Raw genomic sequence first — 18,381 nt, 5'->3', positions numbered from 1 at the left:
TTTAAAAAAGCGTTCCCTGAATAACTTCTGGAGTCGGATTACTGCCGAATTTGAAAGTATGAGTTGCAAAAAACTGTTTTACCTTTTCATCAAATTGGCGCAAAACGACACTGTCACAAACAAAATGCAGATTAACTTCGGTAAATAACCCATTGGCTTTAATGAGATTTTCGGGACTCAGTTTTCGGGCGATGGAAAGATGCGGATTATCACTTTTTTTCATATCCAGAACTTGAAGCGATTTGTTAAAATGCTTCATGATGTGCTTCAAATCCTTTTTCGAATTGTTGTTGGGTGCTATAAAAAAGGCACCGTTGGGAAATGTACCAAATTCATTTAGGTGTACCTCGACAGGAATCAAAGGATTGCATAGTTTGCCAATTTGTTTTTTGATGATTTCTATCGCTGTCTCATTTGCTTTGAATTCGCAGATGGTAATGTGCCCTACAGAATTTTTACTATTATACCAGCCCACTTCGCCAGCCAATTGTTTTTTCATGGATTTGACCAAAATAAGGATTTCCTCAGGAGGATGAATGACGAGAGAATATAGCTTTTCAATGTATTTTTTTTAATATGTAAAAGTAAAGTTTTTTGCCGGCAAGCCGGAAATTTAAGAAAATTCGAAGATTAATTTTTCAAGTAGAGTAGTATTCTTATAAAAAATACAGTCTGTTCCTTGAAGAAGTGTTTAAAGTCTGATTTGTTTGTTTTTAACTCAAATACCTGCTAACTTAGCATGCTCATTTTAATAAAAAGGAGCAGTTTTAAATCATTTTGTTTCGCTGTTTCTATTTGTTATTGGTAAATTTGGCCTTTTAATTGTGTTTTTTACACGTATTAAAAATAATATTAAAACCTACTTCGTTGAAGAATTTTATCCTGCATTTCATACTGTTACTCACTTTTTCTATAAACGGTTTTTCGCAAGAATACTCCGTTAAATTTCTTGATATATCTGATGGGCTGTCTAATAATTCAGTTACTACAATTTATCAGGATAGTGACGGTTTTATGTGGTTTGGAACTTATGATGGATTAAACCGTTATGATGGTTATAATTTTAAAGTGTACCGCAATAAGATTAATGATAAAAACTCATTGGCGTTCAATACAATTTATCATATTGAGGGAGATTTTAAAAAAAATATATGGGTTGGCGGTGCAAATGGTGCCTGCGTTTTTGATAAACGAGAAGCTATTTTTCATCCTCTTGCCTTTGTTTCAAAAAATAGCGCCGCTCAGAACTTAAAAGATGTAGTGCATCAGATTCGGGCAGTTTCCAGAGATCAGGTATTGGTCGCTTCACAAAATTTTGGAGTACTTATTTATGAGAACGGTTCCTATACGGGAAAGTCTGTGGGTCTTGAACTATCCAGCAAAACGCTGTTTAATTATAATGCCACGGTTCTTGAAAATGATTCAAAGAATAATCGCTGCTGGGTGTATGTTAGAAATGTGGGTATCTGCCAGTATAATTATAATTCCAAAAAACTAAAGGTTGTTTATTCATTATCGAGAGAGGTAAAATGCATGAAGCTGTCTGCTGATGCAGTTCTTTGGCTGGGGACAGACGAAGGGCTTTATTCTTTTGACACACGGACTAATTTTTTATCCTCAAATTATCTGCCGGTTAATTCTACAGTTTCGGATATCCGTATTGACAAGAAGAAAGAAATGTGGGTAACAACTGATGGAAGCGGTATTTATAAAGTGATCGGTCAAAGTAAAAAAGCGGTTCCTTATAGTCTGTCCAAAGGCAGACAGCTTGTAAAAAGTAATTCGATTTGGAGTCTGCACGAAGATGCTTCAGGAAATATGTGGATAGGCACCTTGCGAGGTGGCATAAGCATGATAAGCAGCAGTCCGAAATATTTTAAAAACATCCGATATAATGTAAAAGACAGCGATCCCGCCGAAAATTTCATTTTGTCATTTTGCGAAGATGAAAAAAAGAATCTTTGGATAGGGACAGATGGAGCAGGTTTGAAATATTGGAACAAAAAAAACAATACCTATACCATTTATAGCACTACGGCCGCTTCCTCTCATAAAATCAGCAGTAATTTTATCACAGGAATAATAAGGGATAATAATAATGACATCTGGGTGTCAACCTGGGCCGGGGGAGTAAACCGGATTAATCCTGTATCAAATACTATTACCCAGTTCTCGTGCTACAATCCATCAACCAGACAGATTGAGAAAAACATCTGGTTTGTATATAAAGACTTCGATGGAGATATTTGGGCAAGTGCGACCAATGAGGGTTCATTGTATTTATTTGACAGAGCTAAAAACAGTTTTATGCTTTTTAATAAAACCATTGATAACCTGCAGTGCCTTGTTGAGGCGAGTGACGGTAAGTTTTGGGGCTGTAATTATACGTCATTATTAGCTATCGATAAAAAAAGCAGAAAATACCAAAAGTTTCTAATTGGAAATCCTATACGATGCATACACGAGGATAAGGATAAAAATCTTTGGCTGGGAACTCAGGAAGGAGGGCTGGTGCTGTTTGACAGAAAAACAAATACCTTCAAAAGGCTGACTACAGATGACGGTCTGCCTTCTAATACGATTTTGAGACTGCTGGAGGATAAATCCGGAAATTTATGGATGAGTACATACAACGGGATCTGCCGATTTGATAAAAAGACCAAAACTTTTAGGAATTTTTCAGCAAATGACGGACTGCAGAGTAATCAATTTAGCTTCAATGCCGGTTTGAAATTGTCTAGCGGAGAATTTCTTTTTGGAGGGATAAATGGTTTTAACTCCTTTTTTCCAGAAGACATAAAAGAGTTCAGCCAGAAGAATAATTTACTGCTGACAGATTTTTATTTAAACAATCAGCCTATTGAAGAAAATAAAAACGATTTAATTACTGAATGGGATTCCGGCAGAATCAAAGAAGTGAAACTGCCATATGACCAGACAGCTTTATCAATAGAATTTGTGGCATTGGATTATAACAATGCCGATAAAATTAATTATGCTTACTATTTAGACGGGTGGGACGACAGCTGGAATTATGTAGGTCAGGCTAGGAAAGCAAATTATGCAAGGCTGTCAGAGGGTACATATGTTTTCAAAGTAAAAACAACTAATTTTAGAGGAGGCTGGAACAAAGAAAAAAGCCTTATCACTGTTATTGTTTCACCGCCATGGTATAGAACCTGGTGGGCATACAGTTTTTATTTACTGGCGGGAGCAGGAATTATTTATGGATACATCCGATATAATAAAAACAAGGAAAAATTAAAGTATCAGGTAAAAATTGCCGAATTAGAAAGGGCCAAAGAAAAAGAAGTTGCCGAAAAGCAGTCATCAATGTTTACGTATATTTCTCATGAGTTCCGTACGCCTTTGTCTTTGATCATAAATCCATTAAAAAAGGCTATTAAAAAAGGAAATGTAGAAAATAGTTCTTCGGTGACTGATTTGGTAATAGCACATCGAAATGCAAGAAGACTTTTGAGTTTAGTAGATCAGCTGCTCCTTTTTCGTAAAGCTGAAAATGATGCCGATGAACTCAAAATGTCTGTTATAAATGTCAATAATCTTTGTTATGAAATTCATCAGTGTTTTGTGAATCAGGCAAAAGATAAAAACATTGATTATACTTTTCAGATACCGGAAAACAATATTGAAATAATAGGAGATTATGAGAAAATTGAAATATCCTTGTTTAATTTGATTTCAAATGCTTTCAAGTTCACTCCTGCCGGGGGAGAAATCAGTCTTCATTTGTCCGAAAATCAAACAGATGTAATTATCGAAGTTTTAGACAGCGGGACTGGAATTGCAGCTGATGATTTGGAAACTATTTTTGAGAAATTTAAAAGAGTGAATTCAAAAGTGCCGGTAGGAGGCAGTTCTGGTTTTGGAATCGGGTTATTTATTGTTAGATATTTTGTCGAAAAACATAAAGGAACAGTTAGCTGTACGAGCGAAATAGGAAAAGGAAGTACTTTTAAGCTCACGTTTTTAAAAGGTCAGGATCATTTTGAAGATCTGCATATAAGCATTGTTATTCCAAAATTGAGTCCTTTGGTCGAAGAATTAATGACTGATGATGTAGAAGATATTGTTGAGGCTTCAAGCCAATCTGCTCCGGATAATGAATTGCATAAAGTGATGCTCACTGAAAAGCGAACCCTTTTGATAGTAGATGACAATACAGATATTAGAAATTATTTGATTCAGCTATTTTCAGAAACACATATAATATATAGTGCAGATAACGGTGAAGAAGGTTTAAAACTGACAAAAAAACACATGCCCGACTTGGTGATCAGTGATATTGCGATGGATGTTATGGATGGACTTGAATTATGCCGAAAAATAAAAGAAAACAGCAGTTTATCCCATATTCCAGTCATATTATTGACAGCATCCAAAAATCCGGAAACACATCTGCAGGGAATAAGCGACGGAGCCGATGATTATATAACAAAGCCGTTTGACGATGATTTACTCGTCGCCCGTGTCGAATCACTGCTGAAAAGCCGCAGTAATTTGCGGACTTATTTTCTGGATAGCATTACACTTCGAGAAAATACGCAGAAGGTTCCAGCCGAATATCAGGAAATTCTAAAAAAATGTATTGCTGTTATTGAGGCTAATATTCACAAACGTGATTATACGATTAAAAATTTTGCCGCCGAAATGGGCATGAGCCATAGAACACTGTACACCAAAATTAAAATTATTTCCGGGCAGACATTAAATGCGTTTATACGGTCCATCCGAATAAGAAGAGCTGCGATGTTAATGCTTACCGAAAATATGAATATCGCTCAGGCAAGTGTTGAAGTAGGTTTTGAAGATCCAAAATATTTCAGGCAGCAGTTTGTTAAACTTTTTGGAATGACGCCGTCAGAATATATCAAGAAATACAAAAACTCTTTTAACTCCGATTTAAATATTGTCAAATAATATTTGAATCGGAGGGGAGTCTCCCTCATTGTATTTTAGATTTTTTTAACTAGATGTGATTTGTTTAAGATTAAAATAAATAATCATAGTCTGGTATTTTCATTTTTATTCGTCATTATGTCTCCCTAATCTTAAAAGATAGATTATTTACACTATTATTTTAAAAATATGAATCTGTTTGTTCTGTAAAACAATAATTACATATCATTTAAAAAATATTTACTATTTTTTGTTATTTCGTATTTTTTCGAACTTTAAACTATTTGATTGCCAATTTGACCTCCTTTTTTTTCCAATTTACCCCTCATGAAACTTTAGAACTAGCCATTACTTTGCACTTATAGTTACTACAACGTTATATTATTGTCAATTTAATAAGTTTTGTAAAAGGATATTTTAATCAAAATAAAAATCGTTTTCGTAGTCTATAATAAATTTTGAATTGATTATTAAAAGTCTGTCGAAAGACGGAATATTAAAAAAACACTTAATTAAAAAACATTATTTGTATTCTGTCAGCGAATCAGTTTTGACAGTTCCAGCGAATAATTTTTTTTCTTAAAAATTAAAAATGTAAAACAAACACTTATAAATAACCAAAACCCTAACAATTAATCTAAAAACCGTATGACAAAAACCCAAAGAACATTTTTTTACTGCAATAGTTTATTGCAGAACAAAGAAGGACATTTAGCAGAAAGGAAGCTGTTAAATCCTTTAAATGATTTGATTCATTAAATCCAAACAAAACCAGCTCTCTTGTTTATTTAGAAAATAAAAAATGAACAGGACAAACTAACAAGAATAAAACGGAGCAGTTACAAGATTGAATAGTTTAATAATACTGCCTGATACTATTGAATAGTTTAAAAATTAAAAAACCAATAAATAACCTTTAAAATTAAAGAAATGAAAAAAATTAAATTTTTATTTTTTCTTACTTTTTTTGCAGTCCTTTTTACGGGATGTCAAGATAATAAAGATGATTTTCCAAGTTCAGAAAAACCTACTCTGACAGTTGGCACAACAGAAATTTATGGTGCTCCTAATAGAAAATTTGAAATCAAGGCTGCTTTGGCAGATGATTTAGGATTAAAGAGCGTACGAATTCAAATAGCAGAATTAGCATTAGATAAAGTGATTGTTTTTGCAGCAGATCCTTTGGTTACAACTTATGATTTAAGTTATTTCTTTGAAATTCCTGCTGACAGAGGAGCATCTGAAGCTTTTAAAATTAAGCTGACTGTAACAGACGTTTCTAATAATTCAGTTGATCAGGATATTAATTTACGATTAGACGGAGAATTTGATGCTCCTGCGATAGCTATGATAACTCCAAAAGAAGGAGCTGTTGTATTGTTATCAACAAGTAACCAAATGCCTGTGAATTTCACTGTTAACGATAATTCAGGTATTGATTTTGTTCAGGTAAAATGTGCTGCTTTAGGTATTGATGAAACTGTACAATTGACAGGTGCACCTCAGTCATATACTTTCAACAAAACATATACGCTGCCTGTAACAGCTGCTAATTATGTGTTGACAATTACTGCAAGAGATAAATTTGCAATTCCAAACACAGGAACATTAAATATTAATGTTGTTGCTACTAATGAGTATCCTGCAATTTATTTATGCGATCAGCCAAAAGGAACTAACCTTACTACAGATGCAGTTGGAGTTCCAATGTATTTCCATGACAAAAACGGACAGGATTTCGAATTTAAATATTATGCTGATGCTGATAATAAAGAAATTTATTTCTTAGGGCAGGAATCAGATTTTGCACCGCACTGTTTTGGATTGAACGCATCAGGAAACTTAAAAGATGATGTTACTGCAGCTCCAATTGTTTTACCAACAAAAGGATACTATAAAATAAAAGTCAATCCAAATACATTAGCGTACACAGTTACAAAATATACGCCGTCAAGTAAAGTCTGGGCAAATATTGCTAACGGATTATGGCATGATGACGAAGCACAGAGAAGACCTTTCGTAAGTGTCTGCGGAGGCGGAATCAAAGATGCTAACTGGGATACTTGGAATGGATGGGTTCAAACAGGACTTCATTTAGCAAACAATCCTAACAATCCATATCAGTTAGTGGGTGAGTATACGCTTACTGGAACTATAGAAGCAACATTTACAGGACAATGGTGGAATCCATCTTGGAGACTTATCAAAAATGGTATCGCAACTATGTCACCAGGTGAAAACGGAAATGCTAAATATCCAGCTGCTCCAGGTGTGTATAAAGTAATTCTTGATACTGAACTGGAAAGAGCTTTTATAACAAAAAAATAGTTTGTTATAACCTAGTTGTAACATTTAATAAATAAAATATTTAGATATGAAATATAAATTTATATGGTTATTTATAGCCGTGTTGTGCAGTAGTGCAGCATTTGCGCAAATAACAGTAAAAGGATCTGTTAAGGACAAAACTGCCTTGCCGATTCCAGGTGCAAATATTATTGTGAAAGGAACAGGAGCTTCTGCTTCTACCGATTTTGATGGTAAATTTTCTATTGTAGTTCCAAGCAAAGACGCCGAGCTTCAGTTTTCATTCATCGGTTTTACAACAAAAATAGTAACTGTTGGCGATAGAACAGCAATTGATGTTGTTTTGGAACAAGTTGGACAAAACCTGGATGAAGTAGTAGTTGTAGGTTATGGAACAATGAAAAAGAAAGATGTAACGACTTCGATTTCTTCTATTAAAGGAAGAGAACTTCAAACGATGACTGTAGGTAATGCTACTGAATCACTGCAGGGAAAAGTTTCTGGAGTTCAGGTAACAGGACAAGGAGGTCCTGGAGCACAGCCAAGAGTATTGATTCGTGGTATATCTACTTTAAATCTTAGCACCGATCCTCTTTACGTTGTTGATGGTGTTCCAATGGGAACGAGTATTAACTTTTTGAGTAACAATGAGATTGAGTCTATGGATGTGCTTAAAGATGCTTCTGCAAGTGCTATTTATGGTTCTCGTGCGTCAAATGGTGTTATTCTTATCACAACCAAAAGGGGTAAAGTTGGAAAACCTAAATTCAATGTTGATTTGAGCAGTGGTTTCCAAATGATGGATAATCCTTATAATATGGCAGATGCTGAAAGCTATGCAAATATTATGAATAAAGCGTATACTGCTTCTGGATACTCTGAGTATCTGCCAAATGCTGAGCAATACAGAGGAAAAACTACTGATTGGTGGGGAACAGGAATCAAAAAATCGTCACCAGTAACAAATGCTTCCATAGGAGTAACAGGAGGTTCTGAAAAAAACACCTATGCTGCAAGTTTGAACTATTATAAATCGGACTCTTTTTACGGAGTAGGCGGATGGGAAAGAATTACGGCAAGAATTGCTAATGATTTCAAATTTTCTGATAAAGTTTCGGTTGGTATTACTTTAAATCCGCGTTTCGAAACTTGGGGTTCACCAGGGAACTGGGCCGATTTTGATAAAGTTGATCCAATTACGCCAATTTACAAACCGGCAGACCAATTAAACGGTACCGAAAATGAATACAGCGTCTATGCGCGTTCTCCATCGTATGTTTGGAATCCAGTAGCTTCTGTTGCAAGATATGATGATTACACTGATCAGTACAATTTGAATACCAATGCTTATTTACAATATGAACCTATCAAAGGACTGGTTTTCCGTACTCAGGGATCTATCGAAGTAGGTGATAAAACACAAAGTATTTTCAGACCAGATTTCGTAATTGATGCGGCACACGAAAAAGCAGAAATCAATAGTATTGAAAGAAAGAATACGACTAATCATGACTGGACATGGCAGACTACAGCAACCTATAACAAAACATTTGCTGATAAACATAATCTATCTTTAATGGTAGGTGCTACAATGGAAGAATACAATGGAAATGATGTAAAGGGCTACGGAGAAGGAGTACCGAACAATACAGATTCTATGAGAGAACTAAATGCGGCTACCAAAAATTTTAAGAGTGAGGGTAACAGTTGGTCTAGTTCTTTGGAATCTTATCTTTCACGTCTTTCTTATAACTATGACAGTAAATATTACTTGACAGGTTCATTCAGACGTGACGGTTCTTCAAAATTTATGGCTAATAACAAATGGGCGAATTTCCCATCTGCATCAGCTTCTTGGAGAATTTCAAATGAAGAGTTTATGGAAAACACAAAAGATGTGATAAATAATCTTAGTTTAAAAGCAGGATGGGGTAAAGTAGGAAATCAGAATTTACCAGATGCTGTTTATCAGTCAAATATTGGGACAGGATATTATGTTATCGGAGGTGGAGTTGTAGATACTTCTTACCCTTCTTCTATGGCTAATAAAGACATTAAATGGGAAACTGTGGAAGATTTTAACTTTGGTCTTGATTTTGGATTGTTGAAAAATAAAATTTCAGGAACTTTAGAGTATTATCAAAAAACAACAAAAGATATGCTGTTCAAGAAACAGTTTCCAACTTACAGCGGATTCCCAGACTATTCAACGATGTGGACAAACGTAGGTTCTATGAAATCGAATGGTATTGATTTGATTTTGTCTTATAAAGATAAAAAAGGAGCTTTCTCTTATGGTGCAGATTTTACGTTTACAACTGTTAACGTTGATATGATTTCATTGTCAGCTGACGGTGAAAAATTATACGGATCAAACAGCAGAACCTTGACTGTTGAAGGTGATGAACCTGGATATTTTTACGGATATGTTGCTGATGGACTGTTCCAAAATCAAACAGAACTGAATTCTCATACAGATGATCACGGAACCAAATTACAGCCTTATGCTCAAGTGGGAGATATTCGTTTTAAAGATGTAAATGGTGACGGTAAGCTGGATGATAAGGACAGAACAAAAATTGGATCTCCATGGGCGGATTACACTATGGGCTTTAACTTGAATTTAGCTTACAAAGGTTTTGATTTGGTTGCTAACTTCTATGCAAGTATTGGTAATGAAATTGTAAACCAAAATATTTCTGACTTATATAATGGTGCAAGTTTGACTAATAAAGTCGCTGGGCTTGAAGATATGGCTTGGCATGGAGAAGGAACTTCGAATTCTGTACCGCGTCTGTCTAAAAATGACAACAACGAAAACTTTACAAAATTCTCATCATTGTATGTTGAAGACGGGTCATTTATGCGTATGAAAAACCTTCAGATTGGATATACTTTCCTTAATCAGTTTGGACTTGACAGACTTAGATTGTCTATATCAGGTCAAAATTTATGGACTGTAACTAACTATACAGGTGTTGATCCTGAAGTTGCAGGAGGAGATCCTGATAAAGGAGACAGAGTTAAAGGAGCAGGTTTTGGAGGATGGAATTATCCAGTACAGCCAACAATCTTGATGGGTGTTAATGTAGGATTTTAATAAAAAAGAACATGAAAAAAATAATATTATCAGTACTAGCATTTGCTCTAATTGCAGTTTCTTGTGAAGATTTTATCGATAAAGAACAAAGAGGAAAGCAAACCTTAGAAAACTATTTTCAAACAGCGACAGAATGCGAAAACTATGTAAACGAACTAACGCATAGATTATTAATGTCAAACGACTGGTATACATTACTGGCACCAAGATTGACAAATGAATCAGCTACTGACGATGCATGGATGGGGAATACAGGACAGGACAGCGGTGCTTTCAGACCTTGTGCTCAGTACATTGTTACACCAGAAAATATGGGATCTATGAACAGTATTTATACCGCTCATTATTATACCATTCAATCAGCTAACATTGGTTTAGAAAAAATGGCTTTATCGCCGCTTTCTGATTCACAAAAAAACCAATATATCGGTGAATCATTGTTTGTACGCGCTTATTGCTATTATGAGCTTGTAAATAATTTTGGAGCTGTTCCATTATATACAACATCTCTAGGAACAGGCGATTTGAAATTGGAGCGCAGTCCAGTTACTGCTGTGTATGCACAAATTGAAGCCGATCTTAAAGAATCTGCTGCAAAATTAGAAAGCATTCCAGTTAACAGAAACGGAAGAGTGAACAAATGGGCTGCTTATGCTTTATTAGCTCGTGTATCTTTATTTCAAGGAAAATGGGCAGAAGCAAAACAATACTCAAACAAAGTTATCACTGAAGGGCCTTATGCTCTTGAAGCAGATTTCTTGAAAATCTGGGATGTTAACAACCATAATGGTGTAGAATCAATTTTGGAGGCTCAGTCTTCTTCTGTACAGGATAAAAATTTAGGATCTATGCTTCCTACTTTTTCAGGTGCAAGAGGCGAGGATAAGAAAAACTTCCCAAGCAATGATGCAAAAGATGTTATTGACGGATGGGGATGGTGTATGCCAACAAGTGACTTGGAAAACGCCTATGTTTCTGAAAATGATGTGATTAGACGTAGAAGTACAATCACTAAATGGGGTGAAGCTGCTTATGGTGATGAAGTATTGAATCCAACTCATAAATTCAGCTTGAATGATAATAAATCAGGACGTATCTGCCGTAAGTATTATATTCCAATTGCTACACGTCGTGCATTGGACAAAAAAGATGGAAAACTGCCGCTTAATGTGCCATTGATCCGTTTGGCTGAAATGTATTTGACAAGAGCAGAGGCAGCATACCAATTAGGTGATGCTGGAGGAGCTTTGGCAGATATCAATGTTATCAGAGCCCGTGTAAAACTTGATCCTAAAGTTGGTTTGGCTGGTCCAAATTTATTGAGACAAATTTACAAAGAGCGCCGTTTAGAATTGGCTTTCGAAGGATTACGTCTATTTGATATCCGTCGTGAGAAAGACCCAAGCACTGGAAAATCTGTTATTGAATCTTTGATGGGACCAAACGGAACTTTTGTTAAATATAACTTAAGCTCTACAGATCCTTATGAAACCACAAACTTGAAAGAAGCACAAGACAAAGGAATCAATTTTAATCCTGCCAAAAATTTACTATGGCCAATTCCACAATTGGAAATAGATTTAAGCGGTGGTTTAATAACTCAAAATACTGGTTATTAATATGACTATTGTTAAAAATAATTATAAAGTAAGCCTGCTGATTGCGGGCTTGCTTTTCATCAACTCTTCTTTAATAAGCTGCAGTTCATCTGATAGTACTGATAATTCAACACCAGTTAATTCTACTACAAGAGATTTGAATGTAAATCTTGATGCTAATCTGCAGACAATGGAAAGCTTTGGTGCTTCGGATGCATGGCAGTGTAATTTCATTGGTAAAAACTGGCCTCAGGATAAAAGAAACACTATCGCTGATTTATTATTCAGTAAAGATGTAGATGCTGATGGGAATCCAAAAGGAATTGGATTATCACTTTGGCGTTTTAATCTGGGAGCAGGAAGTACTGAGCAGGGTGATGCAAGTGATATAGGCGATGAATGGAGACGTACCGAATGTTTTACTGCTGATGGTGTTACTTATGATATGAACAAGCAGGCTGGGCAAATTTGGTTCATGAAAGCGGCTAAACAGCGCGGTGTTGAAAAATTATTAGCTTTTGCAAATAGTGCGCCTGTTTATTTGACAAATAATGGTAAAGCTCATGCAAGTATTAAAGAGTTTTACAATCTAAAGGATGGAAAAATGCCTGAATTGGCAGATTTTTGGGTGAATTCAATTGATAAATTGAAAACAGTTCATGGTCTGACAATCGATTATATCAGCCCTTTCAATGAACCGCAGTATGAGTGGGATGGAACAAGTCAGGAAGGTTCACCTGCTACAAATGCAAATATATACAATTTGGTATCTGTTTTATCTCCAAAACTGCAGACAAAAGGTCTTAGTTCCCAAATTGTTGTAGGAGAAGCTGGAGCTTATGAGCCATTGTATAAAACGGTGAGCAGTACAGCCAGCAGATCGGGTCAGATTGATTATTTCTTTGGACCAAATTCTACAAAAAATATTGCTTCAATGAGCAATGTAAAGAAAACAATATCTGGTCACAGTTATTGGCAGGCTTGGCCATTGAACGAACTTATTACTTCAAGACAATTGGCTGCTTCAAAAATTATGACAGCTCCGGGACTTAGTCTTTGGTCTTCTGAATATTGTGTTCTTGAAAGCCCTGGAGCTTCTGAATTGATTGGCGGTGGTGGTCCTGGAAGAGACTTAGGAATACAGTTAGCACTTTGGACAGCCCGTATTATTAGTACAGATATTTCTATTGGAGGTGTTACTTCATGGCAGTGGTGGACAGCAATTAGCCGTGGTGATTATAAAGATGGTCTGATTCACGTAGATGACGGTGCGTCAAAAGGAGCTGGAAATGCCGATTACTGCAAAAATGACGGTTTCATTAGGGATTCCAAAACGCTTTGGGCTTTAGGAAACTTCTCATTCTTTGTAAAACCGGGAATGGTGCGGGTGCAGATACCAGGTTTGGATAATGCAGCTGCAGCTACTGATGTAATGCTGACTGCTTACAAAGATGCGACGAATAAAAAATTGGTAATTGTAGCTGTAAATTTCAGTAACACAGCAAGAACGTACAAACTGAATCTTTCAGGAGGTACTTTAACAAATAATAAGTTTACGCCTTACACAACTTCAGATACTAAAAGTCTGAAAAAAGGAACTGATGTAGATGCAGCAGGTTTTGAGATAGGAGCAAGATCAGTTATAACATACGTTGGTACCTACAAGTAAAATGTTTTTTGGATAGAACTTTGTTTTGCTTTTTTTACCCCTAATTTCATGAATTAGTGTTGTTAGGGGCAAAAAAAGGCAGGGCAAAAAAGTATATATAATTAGCAGTCATATTGTACATGCTATTTGTGAACTGCAATTTGCATCTATCTGATATAAGTTAAAATAAGTGAAAAACAATTGACAATCATGAGGCAAAAATATTTCCTATTAGGGGTTTTATTGTTAGGATTTGGAATAATAAACATAAATGCACAGTCTAGCACAAGTGATAACTTAATAGCACAGCCTATTACAGATAACACAGTGCCATTTAGTGTTTTTGATAGTGGTATTTCAGCTCCTGTTACATGGGGACTTGATACCGCTTGGCCTGATGAAAATAATATGCGCAGAGGCGTATCTTTTATGGGCAAAGAAAATGTTGATATTGTAAGAATATCATTTCAGCCTACTCGTGAACTGATTAATGGTGAATTTCAAAGCGGCAACTATGTAGGAGCAGATGGAATAACATACAGCAGTCAAACAGATTGGCTGGACAGACGTCTTGCTCTTGTGGCTTTAACAGGAGAAAAAACAAAAGTGGCATTCAATTGTGACCACCCTTTTGTAGCTTCCTGGTTTAGTCCTGGTGATCGTACTGCTTATGCCCAACGCTGGGAACAGCTGATCTATGCAAGTACAAAATATGCTCAGGGAAAAGGGAGAACCGTAGTATCTGTAGCACCTTTTAATGAACCAGATAATGGATGGGGGCAGGGTACTGTTACAAACTTTAATGATATTGCAGCTCGTCTAAAAAGTAATCCTTATTTTTCTGCTATCCGTGTTTCGGGAGGGAATACGCTCAATTGCGATCTGGCTCATAATTGGTATGATCAGTTAAAGGCTAATTTAGATGAAGGGAATACGCATCAGCTTGCTGGTGGATTTGATGGTTATGCAAGTTTTTTTGAGAAAGTCCGAACTGACGGCAAGTATGCCACCGCTGATGAATTACACAATGTAATGGAAGCAATTGTTGGCATCAAATACGGCATGCAGACCGGAATATGGTGGGGAACCGCCGAACTTGCAAGAGGTGAATTTGTAAAAGCAAGCCGAAACGGAAAACGATTGGCTTATGCAGAAAATCGTCCAAAGTGGACAGCCGCCGCAGTTTATAAAACAAGCCAAGGCAGCGTGCAGGCATTTGGAGGAACTTCTGAAAGACAGGCTGTGGCCACTTCGTACCGTTTTATATCAAAAGACAAAGAGGTTTATTTTGATGGTTATGGCCCGCAGCGTGAATATACGATGCAATTGCCAGGGGGTACCGGCTACCAAAAGGGGCAAACCAATGCTGAAAGGGTTGTTAATATTACTTGGGGTGATGATATACAGCCGGTTATAAATGGCCGTTATATATTAGTAAACCGCAAAAGCGGAAAAGTATTGGAAGTTGAGAATGGCTCTACTTCAGCTGGTTCAAGCCTTCGTCAATACAATTATAATTCAAGTGCTGCATATCAGCAATGGAATGTTACTCCAGTCGATTCTAGGATTGGTGGTGATTTTAGCTATTTTACATTTACAGCACAGCATAATGGCATGTCTCTGGATATCTATAATTATTCATTAGACGATGGAGGGAAAATTGTCGTTTGGAACGATCTTAAATCAGTAAACCAGCAGTGGTTTCTTGATTATTCCGAGGATGGATGGTTTTATATTCGCAGCCGATTCAGTGCAAAATGTCTGCAGACTGCCAGTACAGGCGATAATATTGAACAATCTGAAAAATCTGGAGGGACGCAGCAGCAATGGCGTTTAATCCCTATTGGTACTCCTATAGATTTTGTATCTCCCAGTGCTCCAGGTAATTTAACAGCCACAGCTAATGCTGCTTCTATTCGGTTAGACTGGACGCCTAGTACGGATGCAGATGTTGCCGGCTATACAGTTTTTAGAGCCGAATCAAAAGGCGGATCTTACAATACAATAGGCCGAAATATAAAAACTGCTTCTTTTGTCGATAATACGGCTGCTGTAGGGAAAACTTATTTTTATGTAATCAAAGCAGTAGATTATTCTTTGAATCGTTCTGTTTATTCGAATGAAACTTCGGCTGCAGCCACAGGCAATAAAGACATTATAGCACATTTTCAATTTGATGATAATACATTAGACAAGAGTATTCAATTAAACCACAGTGCTTCATACGGTGATATTGCCTTTGTTGACGGAAAAACAGGCTCAAAAGCAATTTCGCTGAAAGGTACTAATGGTTTCTTGCAGCTTCCAGCAAATGTGGCTAATCATGATGAAAGTACTATTGCAGCATGGGTAAATTGGAAAGGTGGAAATCAGTGGCAGCGAATTTTTGATTTTGGAAATGGTGTGAATGAAAATATGTTTTTAACTGCCAATGCTAACAGTGGTAATTTACGTTTTGTAATCAATAATGGGAATGGTGAGATTCAATTGGAGAGTGACAAGTTAGCAGTCTCCACTTGGGTACATGTCGCTGTAACAATAAGTAAAACAAAAGGTTTAAAAATGTATGTCGATGGTAAATTAGTAAAACAGCTGGATAACTCGACTGTAAGCCCAAATGATTTTAAACCAATTCTTAATTATATCGGCCGCAGCCAATACACTGCAGATCCATTATTCAATGGCTATATAGACGATTTCAGAATTTACAATTACACATTATCTGAAAACGAAATAGCAGCTCTTGCTTCTAGCAGTTTAGGTGTAGATTCAAATGAGATGAACGGAAGCGGAGCGGCAAACGTATCATTATGGCCTGTTCCTGCTGATGAGGTGATGCGTATGGGGCTTGCTGAAATGAATAGTACTGCATCAGCTCTTGTTGTATATGATATGCAAGGAAAAATTGTTATAAACAGAACGTATAGTGATAGTAAAAATATAGAACTGGATACTTCTGATCTTCCATCTGGAACTTATATACTAAAATTGAAAAATGACGAAAAATCAGTTGTCAAACAATTTATTGTAAGGCATTGATTTTTGTTTAGATTATGATATTTTTTACAGATTTTCCCGCAAGTTAATAAGCAGAATCTCTTGAGGGTTATCTTAAAAGCTGATAATAGTTATAATATTAATATACAAAGAATAAAAAAATGAAAAAGGTATATGTTTCGCTTGTATTGCTAATGAGTATACACTCTTTTGCACAGCGGACAATTAGCATCAGTACTGATAATGTCGTACAGACCATGGATGGATTTGGTGGTTCTGATGCATGGAGATGTCAGTTTGTTGGAAAAAATTGGCCGGAACAAAAAAAGAATGCCATTGCTGATTTACTGTTTAGCAAAGAAATCGATGCACAGGGAAATCCAAAAGGTATCGGACTTTCTATCTGGAGATTCAATCTCGGGGCAGGAAGTATGGAACAAGGTGAAGACAGCAGGGTTTCAGATCAATGGAGAAGAAGCGAATGTTTCCTGAATGCTGACGGAACTTATGATTTTTCAAAACAGGAAGGACAAAGATGGTTTTTGCAGGCAGCAAAAAAACGCGGTGTCGAAAAATATTTAATTTTTACAAACAGTCCTCCAGTTCATATGACAAACAACGGATTGTCATTTGCAACGCAGAAAAATAAACTGAATCTGAAAGAAGGAGCTATCCCAAAATTTGCCGATTTCTTTGTTAAAAGTATTCAGGGATTGGAGAAAAATGAAGGAGTAAAGTTTGATTATGTCAGTCCAATAAATGAGCCTCAATGGGAATGGATGGCTAATAATGGTGACAAAAACAGTCAGGAAGGAACACCGGCAACCAATCAGGAAATTTATGATTTGACAAAATCTCTTTCAGAAAAACTGAAAGCTCAAAAAATGAATAACAAAATTGTTATTGCCGAATCTGGACAAATCAACTATTTGTATGAAAATGTAAACGGAGAAAACCGCGATAACCAGATAGATTACTTTTTTGGAAATACAAAAACGAATATTTCTAAACTTTCTAATGTCGAGAATACTATTTCAGGACATAGTTATTTTACAACCTGGCCGGTTGACAGACAGGTTTTAAGCAGAAAGCTGATTGCTGCGAATGTAAAACAAAAACCAGGATTGAAATACTGGCAGTCGGAATACTGTATTTTAGAAAATCCAGGAGAAGCTGAAATTCCTGGCGGCGGTGGCGGCGGAAGAGATTTAGGCATGCAGACGGCATTATTTGTTGCGCGTTTAATACACAATGATATTGCGCTTGCCAATGCGGCTTCATGGCAATGGTGGACATCGCTTACCCGAGTAGATTATAAAGACGGTCTGATTTATCTTGATGACGGAAATAGTAAAGGAGGAACGGCACCGGAGTATGTGAAAAATGACGGAGAATTTCATGATTCAAAACTGCTTTGGGCTTTTGGAAATTACTCATTGTTTGTGCGTCCGGGAATGCTTAGAATAGATGTCGCTAATCAAGACGAACTGGCTGCTGCAAATGATGTAATGATTACTGCTTATAAAGATACAGCAAATAAGAAACTGGTAGTGGTTGCGGTAAACTGCGGGAAATCAAATCAGAAATACAAATTTGATTTAACTAAGGGAACACTCAAAAACAATGAATTAACTCCTTATGTAACATCAGAGAATTCTAATTTGAGCAGAAAGGACATTCAGAAGATTGATAATCTGGAAATTCCAGCCCGATCTGTTGTCACATTCGTAGGGGAATTTCAATAAGGTTTTACAGAGATTTATTTTAAAGTTTTAATAAGAACTGAATGAATTCTAATTTGGAATTATTTT

General features: G+C 36.2%; 8 protein-coding genes. 7 read left to right on the top strand and 1 reads right to left on the bottom strand.

The genetic code is table 11. The features are described from left to right. Position 1: 1 nt before the first annotated feature. Entirely contained in the window at positions 2 to 499 is a 498-nt protein-coding gene (locus IRZ80_RS08105) for a 2'-5' RNA ligase family protein (protein ID WP_228520838.1), read from the bottom strand. Positions 500 to 867: 368 nt separating this feature from the next. On the opposite strand from IRZ80_RS08105, the gene IRZ80_RS08100 reads away from it, so the two are divergent. The 7 genes from IRZ80_RS08100 (at position 868) to IRZ80_RS08070 (ending at position 18,315) form a co-directional block, all read left to right on the top strand. Then, positions 868 to 4,941: a hybrid sensor histidine kinase/response regulator transcription factor gene (locus IRZ80_RS08100; RefSeq protein WP_194641051.1), complete on the top strand. Its 4,074-nt coding sequence runs from the start codon at positions 868 to 870 to the stop codon at positions 4,939 to 4,941. Positions 4,942 to 5,850: 909 nt separating this feature from the next. Further along, positions 5,851 to 7,248 (top strand): hypothetical protein, encoded by a 1,398-nt coding sequence (locus tag IRZ80_RS08095; RefSeq protein WP_194641050.1) that lies wholly within the window; start codon positions 5,851 to 5,853, stop codon positions 7,246 to 7,248. A 46-nt stretch (positions 7,249 to 7,294) separates the two neighbouring features. Further along, positions 7,295 to 10,327, top strand: a complete 3,033-nt coding sequence (locus IRZ80_RS08090; RefSeq protein WP_194641049.1) for a SusC/RagA family TonB-linked outer membrane protein — start codon at positions 7,295 to 7,297, stop codon at positions 10,325 to 10,327. 11 nt (positions 10,328 to 10,338) lie between these two features. Then, positions 10,339 to 11,946 (top strand): RagB/SusD family nutrient uptake outer membrane protein, encoded by a 1,608-nt coding sequence (locus IRZ80_RS08085; protein ID WP_194641048.1) that lies wholly within the window; start codon positions 10,339 to 10,341, stop codon positions 11,944 to 11,946. A 1-nt stretch (position 11,947) separates the two neighbouring features. Then, positions 11,948 to 13,594 (top strand): glycoside hydrolase, encoded by a 1,647-nt coding sequence (locus IRZ80_RS08080; RefSeq protein ID WP_194641047.1) that lies wholly within the window; start codon positions 11,948 to 11,950, stop codon positions 13,592 to 13,594. A gap of 189 nt (positions 13,595 to 13,783) precedes the next feature. Next, complete coding sequence (locus tag IRZ80_RS08075; RefSeq protein ID WP_194641046.1) at positions 13,784 to 16,612, top strand: LamG-like jellyroll fold domain-containing protein; 2,829 nt, start codon at positions 13,784 to 13,786, stop codon at positions 16,610 to 16,612. Positions 16,613 to 16,731: 119 nt separating this feature from the next. Next, positions 16,732 to 18,315: a glycoside hydrolase gene (locus IRZ80_RS08070; RefSeq protein ID WP_194641045.1), complete on the top strand. Its 1,584-nt coding sequence runs from the start codon at positions 16,732 to 16,734 to the stop codon at positions 18,313 to 18,315. The last annotated feature ends 66 nt before the right edge of the window (positions 18,316 to 18,381 follow it).

It is taken from the genome of Flavobacterium sp. HJJ (genome assembly GCF_015351475.1).
Taxonomy (GTDB): Bacteria; Bacteroidota; Bacteroidia; order Flavobacteriales; family Flavobacteriaceae; genus Flavobacterium; species Flavobacterium marginilacus.
The sequence above is the reverse complement of the archived record's forward strand: the minus strand, read 5'-3'. Positions and strand labels throughout refer to the sequence as shown.